The following is a 23,091-nucleotide window of genomic DNA, read 5'->3' on the forward strand; positions in this document are numbered from 1 at the left end:
TTGCGAATTATGTAGAAGCCTAGGGCGGCAAAAGCAACGAAAACACGCTTGCATATTTTTCTTGATAGGTCAGATTTTATGACCTATTATTGCCGTAAGCACTGTGGAGGATGCCCCATGACCAAACAGGAAATCTCGCTCTCAGACCGTCTGGACTTGTCCAAACATACGGTTTTGTTGAATGGTACTCAGGCGCTTGTGCGTCTTATTCTGGCCCAAAAAGAACGGGACCGCGTCGCTGGATTGAATACGGCGGGCTATGTTACGGGGTATCGCGGATCGCCTTTGGGGGCTGTGGATTTGCAAATGGAACGGGCGGAAAAGCAACTGACCGCCAGCGATGTCGTGTTTCAGGCGGGTCTGAACGAAGACCTCGCCGCCACGGCCCTTTGGGGCGCGCAGCAGGCAGAACTCTACGGGGAAGGTAAATTCGACGGGGTCTACGGCCTGTGGTACGGCAAAGGCCCGGGCGTGGACCGTTCCGGCGATGTGTTCCGTCATGCAAACATGGCTGGTACGTCCAAAAACGGCGGTGTTCTGGTCTGTATGGGCGATGACCACACGGGCGAAAGCTCGACCGTTTTGCATCAGTCCGAATTCGCTTTGGTAGATGCAATGATGCCAATCCTGTCGCCTGCCGGTGTGCAGGAGGTCCTAGATTACGGCGCTTACGGCTATGCGCTTAGCCGTTATTCCGGCTGCTGGGTCGGCCTGAAATGCGTTAAGGACACGATTGAGGCAACCGCCGTTGTGGACGGTGACCCGAACCGTGTTTCCATCAAAATCCCGACCGATTTCGCCCTGCCGCCCGACGGCATCAACATCCGCGCCGATGACAGCCCTGTGACACAAGAGGCCCGTCTGCACGATTACAAACGTTTCGCCGCCGAGGCTTTTGCCCGCGCAAACACCCTTGATAAACGGATGGCTGGTAAAGCCGGCGCCAAGATCGGTATCGTATCCAGCGGTAAAAACTGGCTGGATACCCAACACGCGCTGGATCTGCTGGGGCTGGACAGCGCCGAAATGGATCGTCTGGGCATCACCACCTATAAGGTCGCGATGGTCTGGCCGCTGGATATGACCAGCTTTCACGAATGGGCCGAAGGGCTCGACATGGTTATTGTGGTCGAGGAAAAACGCAAGCTGATCGAAGTGCAGATCAAAGAGGCGCTGTTTGACGATCACAGCCCCCGCCGTGTGGTGGGCTGGAAACACGATATTCGCAAGGGCGAGCTGGTGTTTTCTGTTAAAGGTGCGCTTGATCCCATTACAATCGCACAGAAAATTGCCATGCTGCTGGGCGAAGAAGGCCGCCTGACCGATGGTATCAAACAATCCCTGATGCGGTTGGAAGAAGCCACCGCTGGGGACAACGCCGAGGAAATCGCCGCGCGGACCCCGTGGTTCTGTTCCGGCTGTCCGCATAACTCATCCACCAAAGTGCCAGATGGCTCGCGTGCCTATGCGGGGATCGGTTGCCATTACATGGCCAAATGGATGGATCGCGATACGGTCGGCTTTACCCATATGGGGGCTGAAGGCGCGAACTGGATTGGCGAGTCGCTGTTTTCCCAACGAGACCATGTGTTCCAGAACTTGGGCGATGGCACGTACAACCACTCTGGCGTGCAGGCGATCCGCGCGGCATTGGCGGCAGGCACCAACATTACCTATAAAATCCTGTTCAACGACGCGGTTGCCATGACCGGCGGGCAGGACAACGAAGGCGATTTGTCGGCATCCCGAATTTATGCGGAAATTCAGGCGATGGGGGTGAAAAACATCGCCCTTGTCTACGACGAAAAAGAAGAAATCGACTTTTCCGAATTCCCGTCAAATGTGATGAAATACGAACGGGCAGAACTGCTGACTGTTCAGAATAAATTCAAAGAAACCAAAGGTGTAACGGCCATAATTTATGTGCAAACTTGCGCTGCCGAAAAACGCCGCCGCCGTAAACGGGGGCTGTTTCCTGATCCCGATCAGCGGATTTTCATCAACCCTGCGGTTTGTGAAGGCTGTGGCGATTGTGGTGTGCAATCCAACTGCGTATCTGTCACACCGCTGGAAACCGAACTGGGCCGCAAGCGGGAAATCGACCAATCCAGCTGCAACAAAGACTTTTCTTGTGTGAACGGGTTCTGCCCTAGCTTTGTCACTGTCAAAGGTGGCACGCCCAAGAAACGCGCAGCCAGCGGGATGCAACTGCCACCCCTTGCTGATCCGGTGATCCCGACGATTCAGGGCACCCATAATCTGGTGATTACAGGCGTTGGCGGTACTGGCGTTGTTACGGTTGGCGCGGTGTTGGCCATGGCTGCCCATGTTGAAGGCAAAGGCGCTGGTATGATGGAAATGGCGGGGCTGGCCCAAAAAGGCGGCGCGGTTCATATCCATTGCCGTATTTCAGAAAAACCCGATGATATCAGCGCAGTCCGCGTTGCAATCGGTGAAGCTGACGGTGTGATCGGTGGCGATCTGGTGGTTACGGCTGGGTCTAAAACCCTTGGCTTGATGGGCCGTGGACGGACCAAAGTTGTCTGCAACAGCCATGATATCGTGACCGGAGACTTTACCCAAAACGCTGAATTCTTTTTGCCAAGTGATCGCCTGCAAGTGTCCTTAACGGGGCGTCTGGGCGAAGAGGCGGTCAGCTTTTTTGACGCCACAGAACTGGCGCGGGTGCATTTGGGCGACAGTATTTATGCCAATATGCTGATGGTCGGGGCTGCGTGGCAGAACGGGTTGATCCCGTTGTCCGAGGCTTCAATCCTGAAAGCGATTGAACTGAATGGTGCGGGCGTAGAAGGCAACAAACGCGCCTTTGAAGTGGGCCGCTGGGCTGTCAGCCATCTTGAAGATGCGGCGAAATCCCTGCGCAGCACTGTGGTCGAATTGCCAAAGTCGCTGGACGAAAAAATCAGCTATCGTGCGGATATGCTGCGGGCCTTCCAAAATGACGCTTTGGCCCGTAAATACCGCGCTTTTGTTGCTGATGTTAAAGATGCAGATCTGCGCGAATCCGTGGCAAAATCCTATTACAAGCTATTGGCTTATAAGGATGAATACGAAGTGGCGCGTCTGCATGCAGATCACGTTGAAGCCATGGTTGCGGATAGTTTTGACAATGTGAAATCCTTGGAATTCCACCTTGCGCCCCCAATCCTTCCTGGGAAAACTGCGGATGGACGTCCGAAGAAACGCAAGTTCGGCCCGTGGATATTGCCCGTGTTTAACCTGTTGAAACGGGGCAAGGTTTTGCGTGGCACGCCGCTTGATCCATTCGGCTATTCAAGCGAACGTAAAATGGAACGGGCTTTGATTAGCGAGTTTGAGCGGGACATGACCGAGGTTCTGCCGCTGGTCACCCCGGCAACGCAGGAACTGGTCAAATCTTTGGCGGAATTGCCCATGCAAATCCGCGGCTTTGGTCCTGTGAAGCAGCAAAACGTCACAACAGTTGGCAAACGTCGTGAAGAATTATTGGTGGCGATCCGCGCAGGGGGCAGCGTGCAATCCGCGGCGGCGGAATAAAACCAAAAAGCTACGCCCCAAGCCCGGCCCGCATGGCGGCCCGGCGCAGGGGCGTGGTTTCATTCAGAAATTGCAGCCCCTTCAGGCGCAAGGCGCGCAGGTTCGGGCTTTCCAGCAACGCCGCGCGGTTCAGCATATCAACGCCTGACACGCGCGCTGTGATATCTGGCATCCGCTTGCGTTCATAGGCCGTCAGCATGGCAATGCTGCCCAAGTCTGCGCCGCTTTCGATCAGATCAACCAGCGCCTGCACATCCCCAAGGCTCATATTCAATCCCTGCGCGCCAATTGGCGGAACCACATGGGCAGACTCGGCCATTAAGGCGGTGTGCGGGCCTGTCAAACGATCCGCCTTTTGTGACAGGATCGGCCAGAGATTGCGCGGGCTGGTCAGTGTTAGTGGCCCCAAAATATCGCAAGACCGCAGATTGGCCTGAACCATGAAATCCGCATCATCCAGTGCCATCAACCCGGCTGCATGCGGGCCGGTTTCCATCCAGACAACAGCCGATTGGGGGATGCCGCTGTCATCGGGCAATGGCACCAGCGTAAACGGCCCACCTGTGCGGTGAATTTCTGTTGAAACATTATTGTGGGGGCGCGGATGAGATACGGTGAACACCATCGCCTTTTGCCCGTAACGCCATGTTTTTACGCCAATATCCAGCATGTTCCGGATCGCGGAATTGCGCCCGTCCGCCGCCACCACCAAAGGCGTTTCAATCTGGCTGCCATCGCTAAGCGCCACCAATGCATGGGCGTGGCGTGCCACAATTCGTGTAGTGCTGACGCCAAACCGCAGGGTGATATTGGCGGTCTGGTCTATCTGGGCCAAAATCTCGCGGCGCAGCAACCAGTTGGGCAGGTTCCAACCAAACGGGGAATCTGACATTTCGCCCGCGTCAAAATCTGCAAGATAACGAATTTCGCCCGCTTCGCCGCCCGCATCAGCCAGCCGCATGATCTGCAAAGGCGCCGCAAAAGGGGCAAGCCGCGTCCAAAGGCCCGCTGTTTCAAGGGTCACGCGGGCAGGTTGCAAAAACGCCGTACTACGCCTGTCTGCTTTTGGATTGGCCTGATCCGTGACTGCGGGTTGGGGATCAACACACAGTACCGAAAGACCCAAGCGGCCAAAGGCACAAGCGGCAATCAGGCCTGAAAGCCCGCCGCCACTGATGAAAATATCAAACCGTTCACGTTCCATATGCCAGAGTTAGAGCGGCTTCGGTGCGAAGGAAAGCGTCAGGCGACGATCTGCGACAGAAAAGCTGTCAGATCTTCGGTTTGGTGGTGAATATAGGGTCGCACGGCGGGCGGGCCGACCAAAACGGTGCGCATACCCAGCCTGTGGGGAACTTCTAGATTGCGGGGGTCGTCTTCGAACATGCTGGCACGTGTCGGATCAAACCCGTCCCGTTTTAGGATCGCGGCATAGGCATCCGGACCGGGTTTGGGGAGGAAATTGGTGTGTTCAATCCCGTAAATAGCATCGAAAATCCCCGTCAGCCCCCGCGCAGCAAGCACGCGGGTTGCATGATATTCCGACCCGTTAGTATAGACGATCTTACGCCCTGGAAGGCCGGTGATATGGCTGCGCAGCGCAAGGTCGGTTGGGACGTGATCCAAAGAAATTTCATGTACATCAGTAAGATAGGGCAGGGGATCAATGTCATGTTCAAGCATCAGCCCAGACAGGGTTGTCCCGTATTTCTGCCAATAATGGTTGCGCAAATGGTTGGCGCGGGCCGCATCTACCCCCAGCGCGGTCATTACGTAGTTGGTCATCTTGACTTCGATCTGGTCAAAAAGCCGACACTCGGGCGGATAAAGCGTGTTGTCGAGATCAAAGACCCAACAAGTGATCGCAGAGAAATGTTGTTTCATCGGCGCAGATTAGGCTGATCTGTGCGGCAGGGAAACCGTTGCTTGCACAATTTTGGCGGGCAGCGGGAAAAACTTTCCCTTGTCGGGCAAAGCGGTTATCACTTCCAGACTAAGGCCCGTAGGGCTGATCACGAGGGAGGCGCGGGATCATGACACCGAGCGAGAAAATAGTGCAGGCGCGTAAATTGCTGCATGAGGCGGGGCAAGAGTTGACCGTCATCCTGCAAAATGACCGAAGCCGCGCCCGTGGTAACTTATTGCGTGAATTGCACAGTCTGGGGCGGATGACCGGCGAAGGTGGTCATTATTTTTCGCAAGCGGGGCAGGACCGGATTGTGGATAATATTCTGGGTTATAAAACTGGTGGCGTTTTTGTCGATGTGGGGGGGTATGACGGTGTTACCGGCTCTAACTCTCTGTTTTTTGAGGTGTTTCGCGGCTGGTCCGGCATTCTGGTGGAACCGGCCCCAACCCAGTTGCGCAAGGCCAAATCGGTGCGACGCTGCCCCTGTTTGGGCTATGCGGTGGCGGGTCTTGCAGGCACGCTCGACTTTATGGAAGTGACCAGTGGCTATACACAGATGAGCGGGTTTCTTGACAGTTATGACCGGGATTTGCTGGCGCGGGTGCGCGGCGATTCCCGCCATGTTGAGGTGGTTCACACGTTAGACACCAAGCCGCTCGGGGATATTTTGACGGAACAGGGCATCAGCTCTGTCGATTTCCTGTCTCTGGATGTGGAAGGCGGCGAAATGGACATTCTGCGCAATTTTGATTTCAACGCCTTTGATGTGGATCTGTGGTCGATTGAAAACAACACGCAGGATTCCCAAATTCCCGAACTGATGCGCGACAACGGCTATGACCTGATCGAATTTGTCGGTGTCGACGATGTGTTCCGCAAACGTAAAAAGCCGCAAAAGGAGACCGTATGACCCGGCCAAACGAGCCTAAGGACGCCTATGATCTGATCCTGAATGCCATTGATATCGGTATTTATCGCCCGGGCGACAGGTTGGTGGAAAGTGAACTGGCGGATCGGTTTGGCGTGTCACGCACCCCCGTGCGCGAGGCTTTGCAGCGCTTGGAAACACAGGCGATGCTGACACGGGACGGTCGCTCGTTGATTGTGTCATCGCTGGATCACAATCAGATGGCCGAGCTGTACGAAGTACGCGCTGAACTGGAAGGCTTGGCGGCGAAACTGGCGGCCAAACACGCCTCGGTTGAGGAAATAAAAGTGCTGTACAGCATGATTGCCGAGGATCGAAAATACCTTGGCAGTCCGCGTGAGCTTTCCGTTGCAAACCGCAGATTTCACAGACAAATTCATCTAGCCAGCCGCAATCGCTATTTGGTGCAGCAGTTAGAAATGGTGCACCGTTCCATGGCGCTTTTGGCGGAAACATCATTGGCGGCAGACGGGCGTGGAGAGATGGCTTTGGCTGAACATCTGGCCATTGTGCAGGCGATTGAAAAAGGGGATGCGGCCTCGGCTGAGCATCGTTTGAAAGAGCATTTATCCTTTGCGTTTGAAACACGCCTAAAGGCAGATGCGGGTGAGATTAGGGGAAAAGATGGAAAATCTGGTTAAAGAGTTAACGGACGATATTTTGCACAAACGCGATGTGCGCTCCATGCGCGACGTGATTGAGTCGCTGGATGAAGCCTATGCCATTCAGGATAAGGTTGTTGCCAATTTAGGTGCGACCTGCGGGCGCAAAATTGCACTGAATACAGCCGCGCAGATGGAAAAAGCCGGGATTAATAAACCGACAGCAGGGGTGATCCTTGGGTCAGGCCCAATCGCAAACAGAGCCAGCTTGCGAATTTCTGACTATAGCGAATTGGCGATTGAGCCGGAATTCGTGGCCCTGTTGTCTACTGATATTCCTGCAGACACTGTTGTGCAGCCTGCGAATTTGATGGCCGTTGTTGAGAAATTTACAATGGGATTCGAGGTGTTGGAAAAACGCAATGCGCCTGCTGATCTGCATGCGCCGACGTTTATCGTAAACAATGTGTTTAACGCGGGATGTGTTGTCAGTGAAACGGGGCTTGACCCCGACAGGTTGCAAAAAGGCGATTATGATGCGCTGTTCACTGCGGTAGAAGACGTAAAAGTTCAAGGCAAAGGTACCGCCCCGCAAAACCCGCTTGAGGCTTGTGCGTTTGTGGTTAACCATTTCACAGCACGGGGGGAAAACCTGCGCAAAGGGGAATTGATCCTGTGTGGTGCACATCACCCGCCTTTATCCATCAAAAAAGCAGGGGATTATGTGTTTTCGCTGTCTTCGGGGGAAGCGGTGAGCCTCTCGATTTCTGACTGATACTCCTGATCATTGATGCCATGGCTGGTTTTATCCCAATAACTGGGATGGACGAATAATTCCCACAGCGCCTTATAGGCGGCAAAAGCGCCAAGGGGCCAATAGAACAACATGCTGGGCAGGCGCAGATAGAGATCGCGGCTGCCCCGCCGTTTCACTGCGACGGCACCAAGGAACAGCAGTAGGACTTCGGTGCTAAGAAACGTCGCGACGAGGATGGTGAACAATGTGGTGGGGATCGCATCATAAATCGGTAGGGTCACCCCGAAAGTGAACAACCACATGGGCAGGACCAATGGCACCGCGGCAAACGATGTGAACGTTCCTAGCATTTGTACCTGAAACACCAGAAACCCCGCCAGACCCGTCTGCCGCAGCAGAGAAACCGGGTGCCGCATATGGGTAATCCATGTCTGTAAAAAGCCTTTCAACCAGCGGGACCGTTGCCGCACCCAAGGGAGAATTCTGAAATTGGCCTCTTCATAAGTGGTGGCATCGGCCCAAAGGCACCGATAGCCCGCGCGGTAAAGGCGGATGCCAAGGTCCGCATCTTCGGTCACGTTCTGGGCATCCCAACGGCCCAGTTCCTCTAGGATGTTGCGTTTGAAAAAGACCGAGGTTCCCCCGAGAGGTACAGGCAGATTCCAGCGTTGCAATCCGGGCAACATCACACGGAACAAAATGGCGTATTCGATGGTGAAACAACGGGATATCCAGTTGGTGGCAGTGTTGTAAAAATCCAGTTGGCACTGAACGCAGGCTACAGTTTCATCAGCGGTATCAAAGGCTTGAACAACTTTGTGCAACTGGTCCGGTTCGGGTGCATCCTCGGCGTCATAGATGCCAACAACATCGCCGCTGCAAAAATCCAAAGCGTAGTTCATCGCACGGGGTTTGGTTTGCAGCGTGTCGGTTGGCACCTCAATAGAGCGCATCCAATAGGGCAAACTGCGCCCTGCCAGATGGGTTTTGGTGGCTGTGTCATTTTCTTCGTAGATCAGGCAGATTTCTAACAACTCTTTGGGATAAACCAACCCCGACATCCGTTTGATCAGCCTATCCACGATGTCTTCTTCCCGCAAAAGCGGCAGCAGGATCGAGATTTTGGGCAGTTTGTTGCGCCGTTCCTGCGTCACCGGACGGGCGGGCAGTGGCGGGGATAACATCATCGCGCATTTCAGGACGCCGTTGGCGATCAAGGCCCCCATGATCCAGATAACCAGCCCGAAAAGGAACATTTGAGGCGCCAATACCGCCGCTGTCAGACATAAACCAAGCAATGTCGCACCGATGATGCGGGGGCCAGAACCCGACCATGCGCGGCAGCTTAGCCTGTCAGGTACATGGGTGTTCGCGGCCAAAGACAGATCGCTGCGGTGGTGGGTTTCGTAATGGGCCAGAATGGCGCTGCGGCGGGCCAACACGAACTGATATTTCGGGGCCGTGTCTTTTAAAACGGCGCGTACTTCGGGAATATCGCTGGGGTCTGAAACCGCGACGATCATGGAATCACCCAAGTTCTTCCACAGGACAAAGCGGTGTTTCAGGCCTAAAAACGGATCAGCCAGACTGCGTAAAAAGGCCGAGGCGGGATCAAGGTGCAGATCAATAATCGGCAGGGCAGATTGTTGTGACGCGGCTTCTAGCAATGTGGTTTCATCAACAAAGCCAAGCCCGTGCAACAGGTCAGAAAGCCGTGCGCTTTCATGGGTTTGTAGTGCAATGGCTTTGAACATATCCGCAGGGGCGACGGTGCCGTTACGGATCAGAATATCTTGCAGCCTATCGCCTTTGCGCCCAGTAGCGGGCGCCGGAGCGAAGGTATCTACCGTGTGTTTCGGTAAGGACAGCGACATTAAAGAGACCTTGTAAAGTGGTCTCTTACTGTGAGGGGCGAAAGTTAATTGTCGATTAACATAGATTTAACTGCCGCGTAAAACCGGTCTCGTTTTGAAACGAAACCGGTGTTTTATTTTAGGCGTCGGCCATAGAGGCGGCGAACCGTTCAAACAGATAGTAGCTGTCTTGCGGACCGGGGCTTGCCTCGGGGTGGTGTTGTACGGAAAACACCGGACGGTCGGTGACGCGAATGCCACAGTTTGATCCATCAAACAGCGATGTGTGTGTTTCTTCGACGCCGCTCGGCAGGCTGTGCCCGTCCACTGCAAACCCGTGGTTCATCGAGGTGATTTCAACCTTGCCCGTGGTGTGATCTTTGACGGGGTGGTTGGCGCCATGGTGGCCGTGGTTCATCTTTAGCGTCTTGCCGCCCAAAGCCAGTGCAAGCATCTGATGTCCAAGGCAAATCCCGAAAATGGGCAAGTCGGATTTTTCCAACAGACCTTGGATCATCGGCACCGCATAAGCGCCCGTTGCCGCTGGATCGCCCGGTCCGTTGGACAGGAAAACCCCTTGCGGGTTCTGGTCCAGTACGTCTTGGGCTGTGGCGGATGCGGGCAGCACGGTCACATCGCATCCCGCCGAGGCGAGACAGCGCAGGATGTTGCGTTTTGCGCCATAGTCGATGGCCACAACCCGTTTCCCCGGAGTGGTGCGTTTAGTGTAGCCTTCGGGCCAAGCCCACCGCTGTTCATCCCATTTATAGGATTGTGTGCAGGTCACGTCTTTGGCCAGATCAAGCCCTTCAAGACCACTGAAATCCCGTGCGTGTTGCAGTAGGGCGGGCATGTCAAACTGACCGTCTTCACGGTATTCAATTGCCACATGGGGCGCGCCTTGTTGGCGGATCGCACGGGTCAGGCGGCGGGTATCAATACCCCCGACACCGATACGGCCCCGTTTAGACAACCATGCAGACAGCGTTTGTTCTGCGCGCCAGCTAGAGGGTTCGGTCGGGTCCCATTTCACGATCATTGCACGGGCCACCGGATCGACGGTTTCGTCGTCTTCCAGATTGATCCCTGTGTTGCCGATATGGGGGAAGGTGAAGGTAATGGCCTGACCCGCGTAGGACGGATCAGTCATGATTTCCTGATACCCCGTCATAGCGGTGTTAAAACACAGCTCTGCCTGAATAAGGCCGGGCGCGCCGAAGCCGTTGCCGTAGAACGTGGTTCCATCCGCAAGAACGATGCAAGCGGTGGGAAAATCGGTCGGGTCTGATGCAGTTTTGGGCATGGATATGACAGCTTCCTTTGGCCAAATTTGCGCGAAACTACGCCTGTGGTTCTGTAAGGTCAAGGGCTGTGTTAAAATGAAATACTCAATAAAATCAGGATGTTAAATTTTTGGATGCGTGTTGTTTCTGAAAGGGTTTCAGGGTAAACACGGGGCTTGGAATTTTGCAACTGCCGGGAGTTGGATGCGATGAGAGATCGGATAAATACCAAGGTCAAACAGGCGATGCGCGATAAAGATAGCGCACAGCTGGGGACCTTGCGCTTGATTAATGCCGCGATCAAGGACCGCGACATTGCGGCCCGTATGGAAGGCAACTTTGACGGGGTGACCGACGAAGATATTCTTCAGGTTCTGGCCCGTATGATCAAACAGCGCCAGGAAAGCGCCAAGGCCTATGAAGAAGGCGGGCGGCTTGAACTGGCCGAGAAAGAAATGAGCGAAATCAGCATAATACAGCAGTTTCTGCCAAAGCAGCTGTCTGATGAAGAACTGCATGATGCGGTGAAAAAAGCCATCTCTGAAACCGGCGCGGAAAGCATCCGTGACATGGGACGGGTGATGGGGGTTTTGAAAACCAATTACACCGGCCAGATGGATTTTGGCAAAGCAGGCGGCACCGTCAAAGAGCTGCTGGGCTGTTGATCCGCGCAACCTTATACGCATATTGGCGTTTGGCACGTCGAGGGGCGCTTATGTGCCCCTCAAAGCCTAAAAAACCACTTAAAAATCGATTCGCTTCCTTTACCGCCGGTTTACCCGGTGGTCGGGGAGGTTATGGTCTGCGGCTTAGGGCAATGGAGCGTTGCAGGTCTTTGTGAAGCGTGACGCGGGCACTGCTGGTCAGAAAGGCGCCAAGCTCGATTTCTCGTCCGCTGCCTTTGAGCGTCAGATAATTTTCAACCGCTTTCGTGTCGCGCAGGTTTAGCTGCACCCAATAGGGATTGGCGTGCCAATATTGGTCCGCGCTTCTGGGGTTCTTGCGGTGTACTGCGATCAGATCTGGCCAGATGCGAATGTGTTCACATAGGGTTCCGTCATAGTCATTGCGGCGGATAAAATACCACAGCGCCGCCAAGGCAGCCCCCAGAAATGGCAGCAGAGTCCAAAGTGCAAAAGTGCCGATAAACGCCAGCAAAGGAATGCAAAGCGCCGAGGCTGTGAACAGGATTGTGGTGGCAAACCCCGAATTGCTAAGCGAGCGGTGCGGAGACAGGTGCTGTTCAAATACTGGGGGATCAGGCCTGTTTGTCAGTTTGTCCCACTGTTGTTGTGGCGGCGGCGGCGTGGTTTTGTCGATGTCCATGATCGGAGTCTGGGGTTGGGGAACGGGATACCTGTCAGGATAAAACCACTGTGCGGGGTGTCAATATTCGGCCTTGTCACAGGCACGTGTGGAACAGGCGGGTTGAAAGGGTGCACAAAGGTTTAGGATAGGGGAAACAACTTACTCTTATCGCCAAAAGAAAAGGCCGCGAACGATGTCGCGGCCTTTTGCTATTCTTTGTGCAAACTCTAATGTTTGCTGTGATCCCACATATCCGGGGTGGGCAGTTGTTCGAACGTATGCTCTGGCGGAGGACAAGAAACTGTCCATTCCAGCGTATCCGCACCCACACCCCAGTAGTTGTCCTCGGTGATCTTTTTACCGAATTTGAGTGTGTAGAACACGATGCCGATGAAGAAGACAAAGGACGCAAAGGACAGGAAGGCACCGTAGGAGGAGACCTCGTTCCAAAGCGAGAACTGCTCTGGGTAGTCGATGTAACGGCGTGGCATGCCTTGGCGACCCAAGAAGTGCTGTGGGAAGAAGGTAACGTTTGCCCCGATGAACATCATCCAGAAGTGCAGTTTACCCGCCCATTCAGGATACTGGCGGCCAGACATTTTGCCCATCCAGTAGTAGATGCCTGCAAAGATACAGAACACGGCGCCCAGGCTCATCACATAGTGGAAGTGAGCAACCACATAGTAGGTGTCGTGGTAAACGCGGTCCACGCCAGCTTGGGACAGAACAATCCCTGTAACGCCACCAACGGTGAACAGGAACAAGAAGCCGAATGCCCAAAGCATCGGTGTTTTCATCTCGATCGAGCCGCCCCACATTGTGGCGATCCATGAGAAGATCTTGATGCCTGTCGGCACCGCAATCACCATTGTAGCCAACATAAAGTAGGATTGCTGTGTCAGCGACATGCCCACGGTGTACATGTGGTGTGCCCAAACAACAAAGCCAAGCGCGCCAATGCCAACCATCGCGTAAACCATCGGCAGATACCCGAAGATGGGTTTCTTTGAGAAGGTCGCGATGACGTGGGAGATGATACCAAAGCCTGGAACGATGATCATGTACACTTCTGGGTGGCCAAAGAACCACAACAGGTGCTGGTACAGGATCGGATCGCCGCCACCAGCAGGATCAAAGAAGGTTGTGCCAAAGTTACGGTCTGTCAGCAACATAGTGATCGCGCCCGCCAGAACTGGCAAGGACAGCAGGATTAGGAAGGCGGTGACAAAGATCGACCAAGCGAACAGCGGTGTTTTATGCAGGGTCATCCCCGGCGCACGCATGTTCAGGAAGGTGGTGATCATGTTGATCGCCCCAAGGATCGAAGAGGCACCCGACACGTGAACCGCAAAGATTGCGAAGTCCATGGAATAGCCAGCTTCTTTAACCGAGAGCGGTGCATAAAGTACCCAGCCTACACCAGAACCCATCTGGCCGTTACCACCAGGGGACAGCAAGGACAGGACTGCCAGCGAAGAACCAGCCACATACATCCAGTAGGACAGGTTGTTCATCCGCGGGAACGCCATATCCGGCGCACCAATCATCAGTGGCATGAAATAGTTGCCAAACCCGCCGAACAGGGCCGGAATAACCACAAAGAACATCATCAAGATGCCGTGTCCCGTGATCAACACGTTCCACAAATGGCCGTTAGGCGTACAGTTTTCGACAGCAGAGGCGAGAAGGGACGTACCCTCCATACACAGGTGCTGAACGCCTGGTTCCATAAGCTCCAACCGCATGAAAACGGTAAAACAAACGGAAATGAACCCCAGTAGGCCAGCTGTAAACAAGTACAGTACACCAATATCTTTGTGGTTGGTTGACATGAACCAACGGGTAAAGAACCCGGGTCTTGGATGGTCGTCGTGACCGTGGGTGGCTGCGTCTGCCATGCTTGTTTCTCCTGACACGTCTTTTGTTGCCGCGAATCCTTGTCTCCAAGGTCCGCAGATACCCGCGCTCTACATACCGCAGGCGAAAACTTGCCTCAACCCGATTAAAAGCCGCAGGCAAGATGCGGGAGCATCTGTCGCAGGGCAGGGCTGGCACAGGTCTTGGTCAGCGCAGTGGCGCGGATGCAACCTGTACGGGTCACGGTTGGGTCTGATTATAGCGCCCAAACCGAGCGATGTCATATAAATACTTGATTACAGGACGTTGCGCGGCGATCTGGAAAATCCTTCCATGAAACGTAAATTCGCGCTATGATTGAATCATTACCCAAATTTTATTTATCGGAGATTGCAATGAAAGTTCGGAATCATAAACTGCTATTTGACAGCGGCAAAGGTGTCCCATTTGATGCGACACCCAATAAATCATCCAGTGGATTATCAGGCGGCGCGCCAAAATACATAATTATCCACTATACCGCAGGGGGCAGCGCCCAAAGTGCGGTGAATGTTTTTAACAATCCCGCCCATCAGGCCTCCGCCCATTTTGTTCTGGGCTATGACGGCGCGATCACCCAGATGGGCAAATGCGACGAAAAGTTGTGGCATGCGGGCAAAAGCAGCTGGGACGGCATCACGGGGCTGAACGCCCATTCGGTCGGCATTGAAATCGTCAACTGGGGCTGGTTGAAAGGCGGCGCGGGGAACTGGCGGTCTTGGACGGGTACCCATGTGGACGACAGTCGCGTGATTGAAGCAGCGCATCGCTTTGACGGGGTAAAGCGCGGCTGGGAGATGTTCGACGAGCAACAAATCATGATCTGTGTGGATATGGTGCGTGCCATTGCCAGCGAATACGGGCTGGGTCCGCAGCATATTCTGGGCCACGATGATATTTCCCCCGGTCGCAAACAAGACCCGGGCCCGGCGTGGGATATGGAACGGTTCCGCTCGCTTGTATTTGGCCGCGCAGAGGATGACGGGGATGTTGAACCCATCTACCGCGTTGAATCCAGCAGCGGGCTGAACTTGCGCACAGGGCCGGGCATCTCGTTTGACAAGATCAAGACATTGGCCGACAAGTCTCAGGTCATGCGCGTGGATACGGACGCTGCGTGGTGGATGGTGTCGGAAATGGTGGCAGGAGAACCCAATGAAACGGGATGGGTACACAGCAAGTGGTTGCGCATGGTTTAAGCCGCTTATTCTGGGGGCAGCACTGATCGCTGCCCCTATCACAGCGGAAGCAGAAGGTTTCAAAACCTTGCCCCATTTGGCCAAAGTCACAGGCCTGGCGGCCAATGACACGTTGAATGTGCGGGCAAACCCCAGCGCCCAATCCGCCGATATCGGCGATATCAAACAAGATCAAACAGTCGAAGTGCTGGAGCTGGATAGCTCGGGCAAATGGGCGCGTATTTTGCAGGCTGAGGGCAACGGCTGGGTGTCCACCCGCTATCTGGCGCAACAATCGCAGGCCATGACCCCAAGCGGCATGCCCTTGGGGTTGCATTGCACGGGGACCGAACCGTTCTGGTCGGCACGGCTGGATGCAGACGCCACCGTTCATTTTGAAGTCATGGGGCAGGGTGCGCAGAGCTATCCGCTGGATTGGACCAGCCCTTCACAAAATCGGGGCGGTGCTGAATATGGGCTGTCGGCCACAGGCCTAAGTGGCATTTTACGCCGTGCGGCCTGTTCGGACGGGATGTCGGATCGGAACTACGGCTGGGCGCTTGATTTGATTGTAGAGTCCGAGGGCGGAAAAACCCTGTTGGGGGGCTGTTGTTCGGCGCAGTTGCCTTAATCGCCGAACACTTCGCTAAAGGCGGCTTTCAGGGCCAGATCCAGATCATCCAGCGTAACCGGCAGGCCCAGATCCACCAATGACGTGACACCGTGTTCAGCAATACCGCAGGGCACAATCCCATCGTAATGGGATAAATCCGGCTCCACATTAATACAAATGCCGTGAAAACTGTGCCATTTGCGCAAACGCACACCGATGGCGGCGATTTTATCCTCGGGTGGTTGCCCTGTGACGGTCAGCGGCTTGTCGTGGCGCACCACCCAAACCCCTACACGCCCGTCACGCCGTTCCCCTTTGACGTTGAAACTGGCAAGGGTCTCGATCACCCAGTCTTCTAGGTTATGGACGAATTTCCGCACATCCCGCCCACGTTTGTTCAGGTCTAGCATGGCATAAGCCACCCGCTGGCCAGGCCCGTGATAGGTATATTGCCCGCCCCGTTTGGAGGTATAAACCGGAAACCGGTCGGGATCAGTCAAGTCGTTGATATTGGACGAAGTACCCGCCGTATAAAGCGGCGGATGTTCCAGCAGCCAGATGCGTTCATCCGCCTGACCTTTGATCATCGACTCCACATGGGATTCCATATCGGAAACCGCGTCAGGGTAGGGGATAAACCCGTTTGATGTGATCCATTCAACCATGCACAGGAAGTGCCGCAGTTCGCAGGGCGTGTCAAATCCCGATAGACCGTTTATTGGAAAAAACCGGCGGATTTCAGGGCGGGCATATAGTTGCGGCTGACTGGGGCAGTGCTGCCGTCAACCAGCGTCAGGATGCCCCGCTCGCCCTGTTTGGTGCTGTCAGCGATTTGGTTCTGCGCCACCCAGTGGGACCGATGGGTCTGAAACCCTGCGGTATTTCCGACTTCGGCCATGGCATCACCTATCCGCATCAACACCAGTTGCTGTCCTTTAGTGGTGTTCACCAGCACATAATGATCCTGCGCCTGCAACGACACCAGTGCCCCGCGTTTGTCAAACGCCAGTCGTTTCAACAACGGCGGCGGGAAAGTGGTAACCTCTGGCGGGTTTGTGGCATCAACCTGACCCATCAGAACTGTGACAGTGGCACAAATCAATGTGCAGTATAAAGTCAACGTTCCAAAACCGATCGGATCATTCAGACTAGAAGTGTTTTCAGCAAAGCTGAGCACGTTGATCCCCGTGACCAGACCCGCAACAACAGGCCCCGCCACTGCTCCGGATATGCCACGCGCCATCCAGTGCGGCCAACGGCTTGGCATCTGGGAGAGCACCAGCGTTATCAGAAAATAAGCAGTGCAATAGGTAACCCCGACAACCACAGCCCAATAGAAAAACCGCAACAACGCGGGCAGGGCCTGAAAGGTTCCAAACGGGCCCGATAGGCCCAGAACCACCACAGCCCCCAGCAGCGCCAGTTGCACGGGGCGGTGCATTAGATGGGTTCGTAACGCACGCAGCGCCAGTGACGAATGCCCTGTTTTCAAGCTTTGATCCCGTATTTCGCGAAGCCGTGCTCGTCGCAATTGAATGGTTCTGCAATTTATAGAGCAAGCAAAAACATCAGCAACAGGAGTTACGACAGATGGATTTTTTAGCTTTGTCTCAGGCGGGAGCGATCATTCAGTTACATGTGGCCATGGCCATTTTAGCAGCGGTCTTGGGGCCTTTGGCCTTACTGCGCAAGCGTCGGGATCGGGCGCATAAAACTGTGGGATATATCTGGGTCACAGCCATGGCGGTCACTGCGCTGACATCGTTTTTTATCTGGGAGTTGCGCATTGTGGGACGGTTTTCCCCGATCCATCTGCTGTCTGTCTTGACGCTAGTTGGGCTGGTGCTGGCGGTCTATCGGATCAAGAGCCGCCAGATTGTTGCCCATAAACGTACTATGTGGCGGTTGTATTCGCAGGCTATTGGAATCGCAGGCCTGTTTTCCTTTCTACCAAATCGAGCGATGAACGAATTGTTCCAAATTGGCACGCCTTGGCTGGTCTTTGCTGTGGCGGCGGTGTGTTTTGTCACTGTGGGATTGCTGGTGAAACAGCAGTTCAACCGCCAAGTCTCCCGTGATTTTTCGCATTAATGACCCGTGCGGTTATTTTGCGCTTCACAAGCTGAAATTGCTTGGCTATACGCTGCCTACCTCGCGTGCGGCCGTGGCGGAATTGGTAGACGCGCAGCGTTGAGGTCGCTGTTCCTTAACCGGAGTGGAAGTTCGAGTCTTCTCGGCCGCACCAAAGGTTTAATAAATTCCCTTATTTTGTTGGACTTTTTTGATTTAGCCGTTTTCAGCCCATCAATTGGCCCATCAATTGCAATTTACTTAAGCCTTCTTTCCTTCCCTAATTGCTTGCTCAACTTCGGCGATTTCGACCATGGATCGGCCTGCAATGTTATGGATTTTATATAGACCTGCTTTTGCATCACGATAGGCTGTGTCCTTGGACCACGGGAAATAATTTCCGATCTTTGAAATACGAATGAATAGTGGTTTTGTAGTTGTCTCAGACATTAATTATCTCCGTTCTCTTGCAATACGCCCGCGCCACATGTCGAAATCGGTGCGCAGAGCGTGGAATTTGTTTTTTGCCGGCTTTTCGCTGTTCAACAGGCGGCGGCTGGTGATGCCGCAGCAGTCGCGCAGGTATTGGGCTGCGGCGCTGGAGCAGAATTGTTGACCGGGCATGCCGCAGCGGATGGCTGCGAAGCGCTGGAATTGATCATCATTGCACAACATCCCTGCTTGTTGTGCGCAGGGCAGATCGTCAAAGCGGTGGCGTGGTTTCGGTTGGTGCCATCATGCAGCCCTCGCCGTTGCTTCTGGGGCGTCAGGGCCTCCATTGCAGTGCTGGGTGAGGCTGATCAGGGTGCAGTCGCCAATGCCGTGCTGGCGGTCCAAAGCTACCAGTGCGGCGATGTGCAGATCATCCAGTCGGGTATTGTCAGAAAGGATCACGGGCAGCGTACGCACGTCACCTGCGCATTCTTCAAAAGTGACCAGCCATTGCTGTTTCCAGTAGCCAAAGGAGGCGGCGGTGCGTTTGTCACCGCCGCCGAGTTGGCCCGACCTATTCAAGGGCAGGCGGCCCATTGACGAGGCTCGGTCGGGTATCTGGGGTTCTGCCATAGGACCTCCCTGTTGGGGCCTGCGAGAATGTACAGGATCAACAGGAAAGCGGGCTGGCGTGTGTGTTTGCGTAGTCATTGCATCACCCCAAATTCAGGCTGCGATGATGTGGTGTCGTTAATAGTGGGTAGGTCGCGTCCGGCCATGTTCAGCATGCAGTGCGCTGTCTTACGCCAGTTGCGCACGACAGCGGCCTTGTCTTTGCCTTGGGCGAACACGTTGTAGACGGTGATTGCTAGCGCTGCATCGGCGGTCCATCGACCTTGCTGGGTCGGGTCAATGATCTGACCGCCCGTTTCAATGGCGGTATTGGCCAGAAAGTCCCATTGCTCAGTTGCCGTGTCTTTCTGATTAAGCCGATTAAGAATGTCGCGGATTGCGGTGAAGAGGAGGAGCTCCGTCATGACGAAACTCCAATCAACTCATAGATGGTTGCGTTGCTTGATGGCTTTTTTCCGATCGGGCGCGCCAAGCCGTTCACAACCAAGTAACTGGCAGCACTGCGCCCGGTGTCTTTGCTTGAAGTCGCCGATTTGCCCACCATTGCGCGAATGTCATTTGCGGTGAAGGGGCCGCCAGTCCATTTGGATATGAACCGCTTGGCGTTCTTCTCACTGCTGCCTTTTTTGGTGGATTTCTTTGAACGTACTGCCGATATTTTGTGGCGGGGCTTGTGCCCCTCGGCCTTTGCCAAATCAAGCATAAGGTTCTTCATGCTTCACCGCCTTCCGGATCGGTGTCGCATCCACTGACTATAAGGGGTTCGTCAAAGCCCCAGGTGGTAGCGATGATCTCGGCAATGGCAGCCAGAAAGGGCAGGGCGCAGGCGATAAAGATCAGGAAAGTCATGATTTCACCTGCGATGGTTGGGCCGTAATAATTTGAGCCGCGGCTACGTTAAAATATGAAAAAACCTGAAGGGCATCAGTAGTGACTTGAGTGGAGCACTCATTTGGGTTCGCCTTCACGATCCGCACGTTGGATAAAGCTTGATGAACAGCGCGCTGGTGGCCGCGAGTCCGTTCGTGGCTTGCTGCTGCACTTGGGCGTTCGATAATGATTTCTGTCATGGTCAATGCCTCCGTTTGTGGAGACATCACTAATGGGGACAAAAGTCCCTGTCAAATTGAAATGGGTACAATTATCCCATTTATTTTAGCGCATGCACTAGCCCTGTTGTATCTAGGTAGAAATAAACCCAGCGAAAGCTCGGGTTGTTAGGGAGTAGTTGGAGGCATGAGGCGCGCCGAAATGTGCTGAGTGTTGAGTAAAAGTTTAAAGATCTAACTACGGTTACCCATTTTGTGCAATTTGAGATCGAAAGGGGGCAGGTATGAGTTGAGGTTTGTACTCTCATTCTTGAGATTGAGTTCTTCAAATTCGCCTTGCCAGATCGGCAGACAGGTGCAAACGGACCCGCGCAGCCCATTTAAGTTTCACATCGTGTTGATTTTCAGCACTCGGATTGAGCGATATAAGATTGAAAAGTCCTGGCTCAGATCCCATGCGTACTTGTTTGACCCAACCCATCCCATTCATGTCCTCACAGACACATTTGTGTCCAACTACATCAATTGGGACGCCATCATCTGTATGTCGGATGTAAAAAAGCAGATCACCGGCTGAATAGATTGGCTCCATGCTATCGCCAACAATTTCTACCGCAACAATACCATGCGGGGAAAGTTGAGGTGGGCATACGACCTGGGGACCATCCCCTTTTTCATAGGTGTCAAATACAGGTACTGATGCCCCTGCGCCAACTTTACCTGCGATTGCTATCGTGGAACTGGTTTCGAAATCTCCGTTGAGAAACTGATCCAGTGTCAATCCGAAAGCTTGCGCAACTTTTTGTGCGTCATCCACGTTAGTAGATAATGACTTACCTTGTTTGACTTTTTTCAATTGTTCATACGAAACAGTTGCCTTTTCAGCGACTTGTCGCAGCGATATCTTTGATGATTGTAGTGCCCCCGCAAGGGCTTCAGAGAAGGTTTTCGCCATATGGGGATAATAGTCCGCCAGGCCCCCTACTTCTAGGCGACGATTGTCCCTTGCGATTTCGGGATAATTATCCCTATATGGGCGGATGATTACAGAGCAGCTAATATTACGCATCGAAAATTATGCAGCAATGCACAAGGTGGCCGCTGCCACTGTGACCAGTCGTGCGGTTGGTAACAGTCGCCTCTATCACCGTTTGAAAGCCGGAAAGAGTTGCACATTGGAAGTGGCGGAAAGGCTTTATGATTACATGGCCACACATCCGCCTGCGCCATGTCATTTTCATGACGGAGATGTAGCATGAAGGGGTGCGTAATGTGTGTTGTTCGTTTTTCACATCTGCACACAAAAGGGGCCGCATAATGCCTGCGGCCCCTTCTGCCCTTTCGACTGTCCATTCCAATGCTCTGTCCACTTCACAAGGACAGCATAGGAGTAAACAGTTGGAAAAGTCTTTCAGAAAAAAATCACATAAAAACAGTAATTTGGATCGGCACACAGTGGATGCGGACCTTGCATGGGTTGGCAAAGCACTGTGGCGGGCCTTGCCTGAAGCGCAGTCGGAAAACGAATTGTGCGAGTTGGCGGCACAGGTTTTGAGCACGGCCGATCACACCGTCACACCGCGCACAGTGAAGAACTGGGTGCGTGGGGATAATACACCGCATTTTCGCTATATCCGCTCCATTTTGGTGATGGCGGGGGCTGAGGCGGTGTTCAACCTGATCGACGCGGAGGCAGCATGATCTTTGGGGGCAAGGTGTTCTGGCGGATAGCCGGGCGGTTCTATTACAAGCGGTCGCAGCGCAGTCTGCGGCTGCATGGATTGTTTAAAGCGCGATCGGAAAAGTTTTTCCAACGGGTCAAGGGGCAGGGGTGATGGCGATGGTTATCCTGAGCGTATCTGCTCTTCAGGGGCTCTTCCTGGCAAGGAGGCGTTCCCATGAGCCATAAAGCGACAAATTGGTTGGCGGGGCTTGAGGCGCGCCAGATCGGCGCCAGCGAGTTCAGGGTGCTGTTCCATTTGTGTGATTGCCACAACCCGTCTCAGGGGTGTTTCCCGACCCAAGCCTACCTTCTGGACGCCACCGGGGTGTCAAACGGAACGCTGAACAACGCGCTGAATGCGCTCGAAGGGAAGGGCCTGATCCGGCGTCACCGGGCTTGGGACAAGCGCTCGAAACGGCAAAAACCGACCCGCTATATTCTGGGTTTTGAGTTCGACAAATCAGGTGACCCGTCTCCAAAAACTGGAGACGGAAAACCCCAAAAGCCGTCTCCAAAATCTGGAGACGGAGCCGTCTCCAATTTAGGGGGTGACCCGTCTCCAATTTGGAGGGGGAGCCGTCTCCAGCCCACTGGAGAGGTAACCTGTAAAGAACCTGTAATTAACCAGCGCGCGGCGCGCGGGACGCCATTTTTTACCGCAGATGAGCGGTTCGAGGCAAAGCAGATTTCTGATTACATTCGAGGTGGTGGGGCGGTCAACGGGCAGCGCATTCCAAGGCGGGTCGCCGAGTGCCTGATGGCGGAAAACATGATCGACGCGGCAGTGGCAAAACACATCGGTTTGAGCTGAGAAAAGGGACAGTGGGAATGGAAACGGCAGAGCAGACAGAGACGGGTGCGGCGCGGGTGAAGCGGGTGGTGTTGGCGCCAATGGCGGAGCTGGGATTGGCGCGGCCTTCCGGCATGTCGGCAGGATTGTTTGAAAAGGCTCTTACAGGCTTTGCCAACAATCTCGGGTATATGTCCGAAGAGGGCTTGCTGAGTTTGCGCCTGTCGATCGAAGGCAATCTGCTGGGGAAAAACAAAAACCGCTGGATGGATCCCGCGACGGTTTATGCCTGGGCCCGCTCGATCGAGCCGGAGCCTGCAACCGAGCCCGAACTGGTGCTGTCGTTTCTGCGCAGTCGGGCGGGCGATGAGGCCCTGCGCGGTGGCTATGCGGCTGAGCTGCGCAAATATCTCACCAAATACCGCCGTCCGCCGCTGCCGAACTTTCTGCATCGTCTCGGCGTTGAAGCCGAGGCAAATCAAAGCCGTGTTGTGCGCATTGAAGAAAACCGCGCCTGCGGCCGCGCCCGC

At 54.3% G+C, this 23,091-nt stretch carries 26 protein-coding genes and 1 tRNA gene; 13 read left to right on the forward strand and 14 right to left on the reverse strand.

Annotated elements, in window-relative coordinates:
- The first annotated feature begins 117 nt into the window (after positions 1–117).
- Entirely contained in the window at positions 118–3,537 is a 3,420-nt protein-coding gene (locus tag GGE09_RS16645) for an indolepyruvate ferredoxin oxidoreductase family protein (RefSeq protein ID WP_309747293.1), read from the forward strand.
- 10 nt (positions 3,538–3,547) lie between these two features.
- Here GGE09_RS16645 and GGE09_RS16650 read toward each other — a convergent pair whose 3' ends face one another.
- Together GGE09_RS16650 and GGE09_RS16655 are read right to left on the reverse strand one after the other, a co-directional pair.
- Positions 3,548–4,741 (reverse strand): UbiH/UbiF family hydroxylase, encoded by a 1,194-nt coding sequence (locus GGE09_RS16650; RefSeq protein WP_309747294.1) that lies wholly within the window; start codon positions 4,739–4,741, stop codon positions 3,548–3,550.
- Positions 4,742–4,779: 38 nt separating this feature from the next.
- A complete protein-coding gene (locus tag GGE09_RS16655) occupies positions 4,780–5,421 on the reverse strand; it encodes a pyrimidine 5'-nucleotidase (RefSeq protein ID WP_309747295.1) in 642 nt (213 codons plus the stop codon).
- A 149-nt stretch (positions 5,422–5,570) separates the two neighbouring features.
- Here GGE09_RS16655 and GGE09_RS16660 point away from each other — a divergent pair, with 149 nt between their 5' ends.
- The 3 genes from GGE09_RS16660 to GGE09_RS16670 are packed head-to-tail and all read left to right on the forward strand — an operon-like array spanning position 5,571 to position 7,751.
- Positions 5,571–6,356 carry an FkbM family methyltransferase gene (locus tag GGE09_RS16660; protein ID WP_309747296.1) on the forward strand — a complete coding sequence of 262 codons (786 nt, stop codon included), beginning with the start codon at positions 5,571–5,573 and terminating at the stop codon, positions 6,354–6,356.
- On the forward strand, positions 6,353–7,015 hold the full coding sequence (locus GGE09_RS16665; RefSeq protein WP_309747297.1) for a GntR family transcriptional regulator: 663 nt from the start codon (positions 6,353–6,355) through the stop codon (positions 7,013–7,015). Before GGE09_RS16660 ends, GGE09_RS16665 begins: the two co-directional genes overlap by 4 nt.
- Positions 6,999–7,751 (forward strand): fumarylacetoacetate hydrolase family protein, encoded by a 753-nt coding sequence (locus tag GGE09_RS16670; protein ID WP_309747298.1) that lies wholly within the window; start codon positions 6,999–7,001, stop codon positions 7,749–7,751. The genes GGE09_RS16665 and GGE09_RS16670 overlap by 17 nt, the downstream gene beginning before the upstream one ends.
- Here GGE09_RS16670 and GGE09_RS16675 read toward each other — a convergent pair.
- Positions 7,697–9,607, reverse strand: a complete 1,911-nt coding sequence (locus GGE09_RS16675) for a glycosyltransferase family 2 protein (protein WP_309747299.1) — start codon at positions 9,605–9,607, stop codon at positions 7,697–7,699. The genes GGE09_RS16670 and GGE09_RS16675 overlap by 55 nt on opposite strands.
- A gap of 118 nt (positions 9,608–9,725) precedes the next feature.
- Positions 9,726–10,889 carry a glutamine-hydrolyzing carbamoyl-phosphate synthase small subunit gene (gene carA, locus GGE09_RS16680; protein ID WP_309747300.1) on the reverse strand — a complete coding sequence of 388 codons (1,164 nt, stop codon included), beginning with the start codon at positions 10,887–10,889 and terminating at the stop codon, positions 9,726–9,728.
- Positions 10,890–11,078: 189 nt separating this feature from the next.
- Here carA and GGE09_RS16685 point away from each other — a divergent pair, with 189 nt between their 5' ends.
- Positions 11,079–11,534: a GatB/YqeY domain-containing protein gene (locus GGE09_RS16685; RefSeq protein ID WP_405048565.1), complete on the forward strand. Its 456-nt coding sequence runs from the start codon at positions 11,079–11,081 to the stop codon at positions 11,532–11,534.
- Between the two features lie 130 nt (positions 11,535–11,664).
- Here the strand turns inward: GGE09_RS16685 and GGE09_RS16690 are convergent, their stop codons facing one another.
- Both GGE09_RS16690 and GGE09_RS16695 read right to left on the reverse strand, forming a co-directional pair.
- A complete protein-coding gene (locus GGE09_RS16690) occupies positions 11,665–12,195 on the reverse strand; it encodes a DUF2244 domain-containing protein (protein WP_309747302.1) in 531 nt (176 codons plus the stop codon).
- 209 nt (positions 12,196–12,404) lie between these two features.
- The gene (locus GGE09_RS16695; RefSeq protein ID WP_309747303.1) at positions 12,405–14,075 is read right to left on the reverse strand and encodes a cytochrome c oxidase subunit 1; all 1,671 of its coding nucleotides are present in this window, start codon (positions 14,073–14,075) and stop codon (positions 12,405–12,407) included.
- A gap of 354 nt (positions 14,076–14,429) precedes the next feature.
- On the opposite strand from GGE09_RS16695, the gene GGE09_RS16700 reads away from it, so the two are divergent.
- Both GGE09_RS16700 and GGE09_RS16705 read left to right on the forward strand, forming a co-directional pair.
- Positions 14,430–15,272, forward strand: a complete 843-nt coding sequence (locus tag GGE09_RS16700) for an N-acetylmuramoyl-L-alanine amidase (protein ID WP_309747304.1) — start codon at positions 14,430–14,432, stop codon at positions 15,270–15,272.
- The gene (locus GGE09_RS16705) at positions 15,229–15,882 is read left to right on the forward strand and encodes an SH3 domain-containing protein (RefSeq protein WP_309747305.1); all 654 of its coding nucleotides are present in this window, start codon (positions 15,229–15,231) and stop codon (positions 15,880–15,882) included. The genes GGE09_RS16700 and GGE09_RS16705 overlap by 44 nt, the downstream gene beginning before the upstream one ends.
- On the opposite strand, the gene lipB is transcribed toward GGE09_RS16705, so the two are convergent.
- Positions 15,879–16,529, reverse strand: coding sequence for a lipoyl(octanoyl) transferase LipB (gene lipB / locus GGE09_RS16710; RefSeq protein WP_309747306.1), 651 nt, complete (start codon positions 16,527–16,529; stop codon positions 15,879–15,881). The two genes, GGE09_RS16705 and lipB, sit on opposite strands and share 4 nt — an antisense overlap.
- 50 nt (positions 16,530–16,579) lie before the next feature.
- On the reverse strand, positions 16,580–17,356 hold the full coding sequence (locus GGE09_RS16715) for a LytTR family DNA-binding domain-containing protein (protein ID WP_309747307.1): 777 nt from the start codon (positions 17,354–17,356) through the stop codon (positions 16,580–16,582).
- A 98-nt stretch (positions 17,357–17,454) separates the two neighbouring features.
- Between GGE09_RS16715 and GGE09_RS16720 the strand changes: the two genes are divergently transcribed.
- Both GGE09_RS16720 and GGE09_RS16725 read left to right on the forward strand, forming a co-directional pair.
- Complete coding sequence (locus GGE09_RS16720) at positions 17,455–17,955, forward strand: DUF2306 domain-containing protein (RefSeq protein WP_309747308.1); 501 nt, start codon at positions 17,455–17,457, stop codon at positions 17,953–17,955.
- A 67-nt stretch (positions 17,956–18,022) separates the two neighbouring features.
- Positions 18,023–18,109 (forward strand) — tRNA-Leu (locus GGE09_RS16725).
- Positions 18,110–18,195: 86 nt separating this feature from the next.
- On the opposite strand, the gene GGE09_RS16730 is transcribed toward GGE09_RS16725, so the two are convergent.
- On the reverse strand, positions 18,196–18,384 hold the full coding sequence (locus GGE09_RS16730) for a hypothetical protein (RefSeq protein WP_309747309.1): 189 nt from the start codon (positions 18,382–18,384) through the stop codon (positions 18,196–18,198).
- Positions 18,385–18,444: 60 nt separating this feature from the next.
- Here GGE09_RS16730 and GGE09_RS16735 point away from each other — a divergent pair, with 60 nt between their 5' ends.
- On the forward strand, positions 18,445–18,966 hold the full coding sequence (locus GGE09_RS16735; protein WP_309747310.1) for a hypothetical protein: 522 nt from the start codon (positions 18,445–18,447) through the stop codon (positions 18,964–18,966).
- A 107-nt stretch (positions 18,967–19,073) separates the two neighbouring features.
- Here the strand turns inward: GGE09_RS16735 and GGE09_RS16740 are convergent, their stop codons facing one another.
- From GGE09_RS16740 to GGE09_RS16760, 5 genes are all read right to left on the reverse strand, one after another.
- Entirely contained in the window at positions 19,074–19,403 is a 330-nt protein-coding gene (locus GGE09_RS16740; protein WP_309747311.1) for a hypothetical protein, read from the reverse strand.
- Entirely contained in the window at positions 19,400–19,714 is a 315-nt protein-coding gene (locus tag GGE09_RS16745; protein WP_309747312.1) for a hypothetical protein, read from the reverse strand. Before GGE09_RS16745 ends, GGE09_RS16740 begins: the two co-directional genes overlap by 4 nt.
- Complete coding sequence (locus GGE09_RS16750) at positions 19,711–19,848, reverse strand: hypothetical protein (RefSeq protein ID WP_309744877.1); 138 nt, start codon at positions 19,846–19,848, stop codon at positions 19,711–19,713. Before GGE09_RS16750 ends, GGE09_RS16745 begins: the two co-directional genes overlap by 4 nt.
- Positions 19,845–20,069, reverse strand: a complete 225-nt coding sequence (locus GGE09_RS16755) for a hypothetical protein (RefSeq protein WP_309747313.1) — start codon at positions 20,067–20,069, stop codon at positions 19,845–19,847. The genes GGE09_RS16750 and GGE09_RS16755 overlap by 4 nt, the downstream gene beginning before the upstream one ends.
- A gap of 304 nt (positions 20,070–20,373) precedes the next feature.
- On the reverse strand, positions 20,374–21,117 hold the full coding sequence (locus GGE09_RS16760; RefSeq protein WP_309747314.1) for a S24 family peptidase: 744 nt from the start codon (positions 21,115–21,117) through the stop codon (positions 20,374–20,376).
- A gap of 371 nt (positions 21,118–21,488) precedes the next feature.
- On the opposite strand from GGE09_RS16760, the gene GGE09_RS16765 reads away from it, so the two are divergent.
- The 3 genes from GGE09_RS16765 to GGE09_RS16775 form a co-directional block, all read left to right on the forward strand.
- Positions 21,489–21,749, forward strand: coding sequence for a hypothetical protein (locus tag GGE09_RS16765; RefSeq protein WP_309747315.1), 261 nt, complete (start codon positions 21,489–21,491; stop codon positions 21,747–21,749).
- Positions 21,750–21,946: 197 nt separating this feature from the next.
- The gene (locus GGE09_RS16770; RefSeq protein ID WP_309747316.1) at positions 21,947–22,582 is read left to right on the forward strand and encodes a helix-turn-helix domain-containing protein; all 636 of its coding nucleotides are present in this window, start codon (positions 21,947–21,949) and stop codon (positions 22,580–22,582) included.
- A 17-nt stretch (positions 22,583–22,599) separates the two neighbouring features.
- Positions 22,600–23,091 (forward strand): hypothetical protein (locus tag GGE09_RS16775; RefSeq protein WP_309747317.1); only part of this gene is annotated, 492 nt, incomplete at its 3' end.

It is taken from the genome of Roseobacter sp. N2S (assembly GCF_031454055.1).
Taxonomy (GTDB): domain Bacteria; phylum Pseudomonadota; class Alphaproteobacteria; order Rhodobacterales; family Rhodobacteraceae; genus Amylibacter.

Coding starts and splice junctions, on each gene's coding strand:
- GGE09_RS16645 (WP_309747293.1), top strand. CDS start 118: ATGACCAAACAGGAAATCTCGCTCTCAGACCGTCTGGACTTGTCCAAA.
- GGE09_RS16650 (WP_309747294.1), bottom strand. CDS start 4,741: ATGGAACGTGAACGGTTTGATATTTTCATCAGTGGCGGCGGGCTTTCA.
- GGE09_RS16655 (WP_309747295.1), bottom strand. CDS start 5,421: ATGAAACAACATTTCTCTGCGATCACTTGTTGGGTCTTTGATCTCGAC.
- GGE09_RS16660 (WP_309747296.1), top strand. CDS start 5,571: ATGACACCGAGCGAGAAAATAGTGCAGGCGCGTAAATTGCTGCATGAG.
- GGE09_RS16665 (WP_309747297.1), top strand. CDS start 6,353: ATGACCCGGCCAAACGAGCCTAAGGACGCCTATGATCTGATCCTGAAT.
- GGE09_RS16670 (WP_309747298.1), top strand. CDS start 6,999: ATGGAAAATCTGGTTAAAGAGTTAACGGACGATATTTTGCACAAACGC.
- GGE09_RS16675 (WP_309747299.1), bottom strand. CDS start 9,607: ATGTCGCTGTCCTTACCGAAACACACGGTAGATACCTTCGCTCCGGCG.
- carA (WP_309747300.1), bottom strand. CDS start 10,889: ATGCCCAAAACTGCATCAGACCCGACCGATTTTCCCACCGCTTGCATC.
- GGE09_RS16685 (WP_405048565.1), top strand. CDS start 11,079: ATGAGAGATCGGATAAATACCAAGGTCAAACAGGCGATGCGCGATAAA.
- GGE09_RS16690 (WP_309747302.1), bottom strand. CDS start 12,195: ATGGACATCGACAAAACCACGCCGCCGCCGCCACAACAACAGTGGGAC.
- GGE09_RS16695 (WP_309747303.1), bottom strand. CDS start 14,075: ATGGCAGACGCAGCCACCCACGGTCACGACGACCATCCAAGACCCGGG.
- GGE09_RS16700 (WP_309747304.1), top strand. CDS start 14,430: ATGAAAGTTCGGAATCATAAACTGCTATTTGACAGCGGCAAAGGTGTC.
- GGE09_RS16705 (WP_309747305.1), top strand. CDS start 15,229: ATGAAACGGGATGGGTACACAGCAAGTGGTTGCGCATGGTTTAAGCCG.
- lipB (WP_309747306.1), bottom strand. CDS start 16,529: ATGGTTGAATGGATCACATCAAACGGGTTTATCCCCTACCCTGACGCG.
- GGE09_RS16720 (WP_309747308.1), top strand. CDS start 17,455: ATGGATTTTTTAGCTTTGTCTCAGGCGGGAGCGATCATTCAGTTACAT.
- GGE09_RS16730 (WP_309747309.1), bottom strand. CDS start 18,384: ATGTCTGAGACAACTACAAAACCACTATTCATTCGTATTTCAAAGATC.
- GGE09_RS16740 (WP_309747311.1), bottom strand. CDS start 19,403: ATGACGGAGCTCCTCCTCTTCACCGCAATCCGCGACATTCTTAATCGG.
- GGE09_RS16745 (WP_309747312.1), bottom strand. CDS start 19,714: ATGAAGAACCTTATGCTTGATTTGGCAAAGGCCGAGGGGCACAAGCCC.
- GGE09_RS16750 (WP_309744877.1), bottom strand. CDS start 19,848: ATGACTTTCCTGATCTTTATCGCCTGCGCCCTGCCCTTTCTGGCTGCC.
- GGE09_RS16755 (WP_309747313.1), bottom strand. CDS start 20,069: ATGACAGAAATCATTATCGAACGCCCAAGTGCAGCAGCAAGCCACGAA.
- GGE09_RS16760 (WP_309747314.1), bottom strand. CDS start 21,117: ATGCGTAATATTAGCTGCTCTGTAATCATCCGCCCATATAGGGATAAT.
- GGE09_RS16770 (WP_309747316.1), top strand. CDS start 21,947: ATGAGCCATAAAGCGACAAATTGGTTGGCGGGGCTTGAGGCGCGCCAG.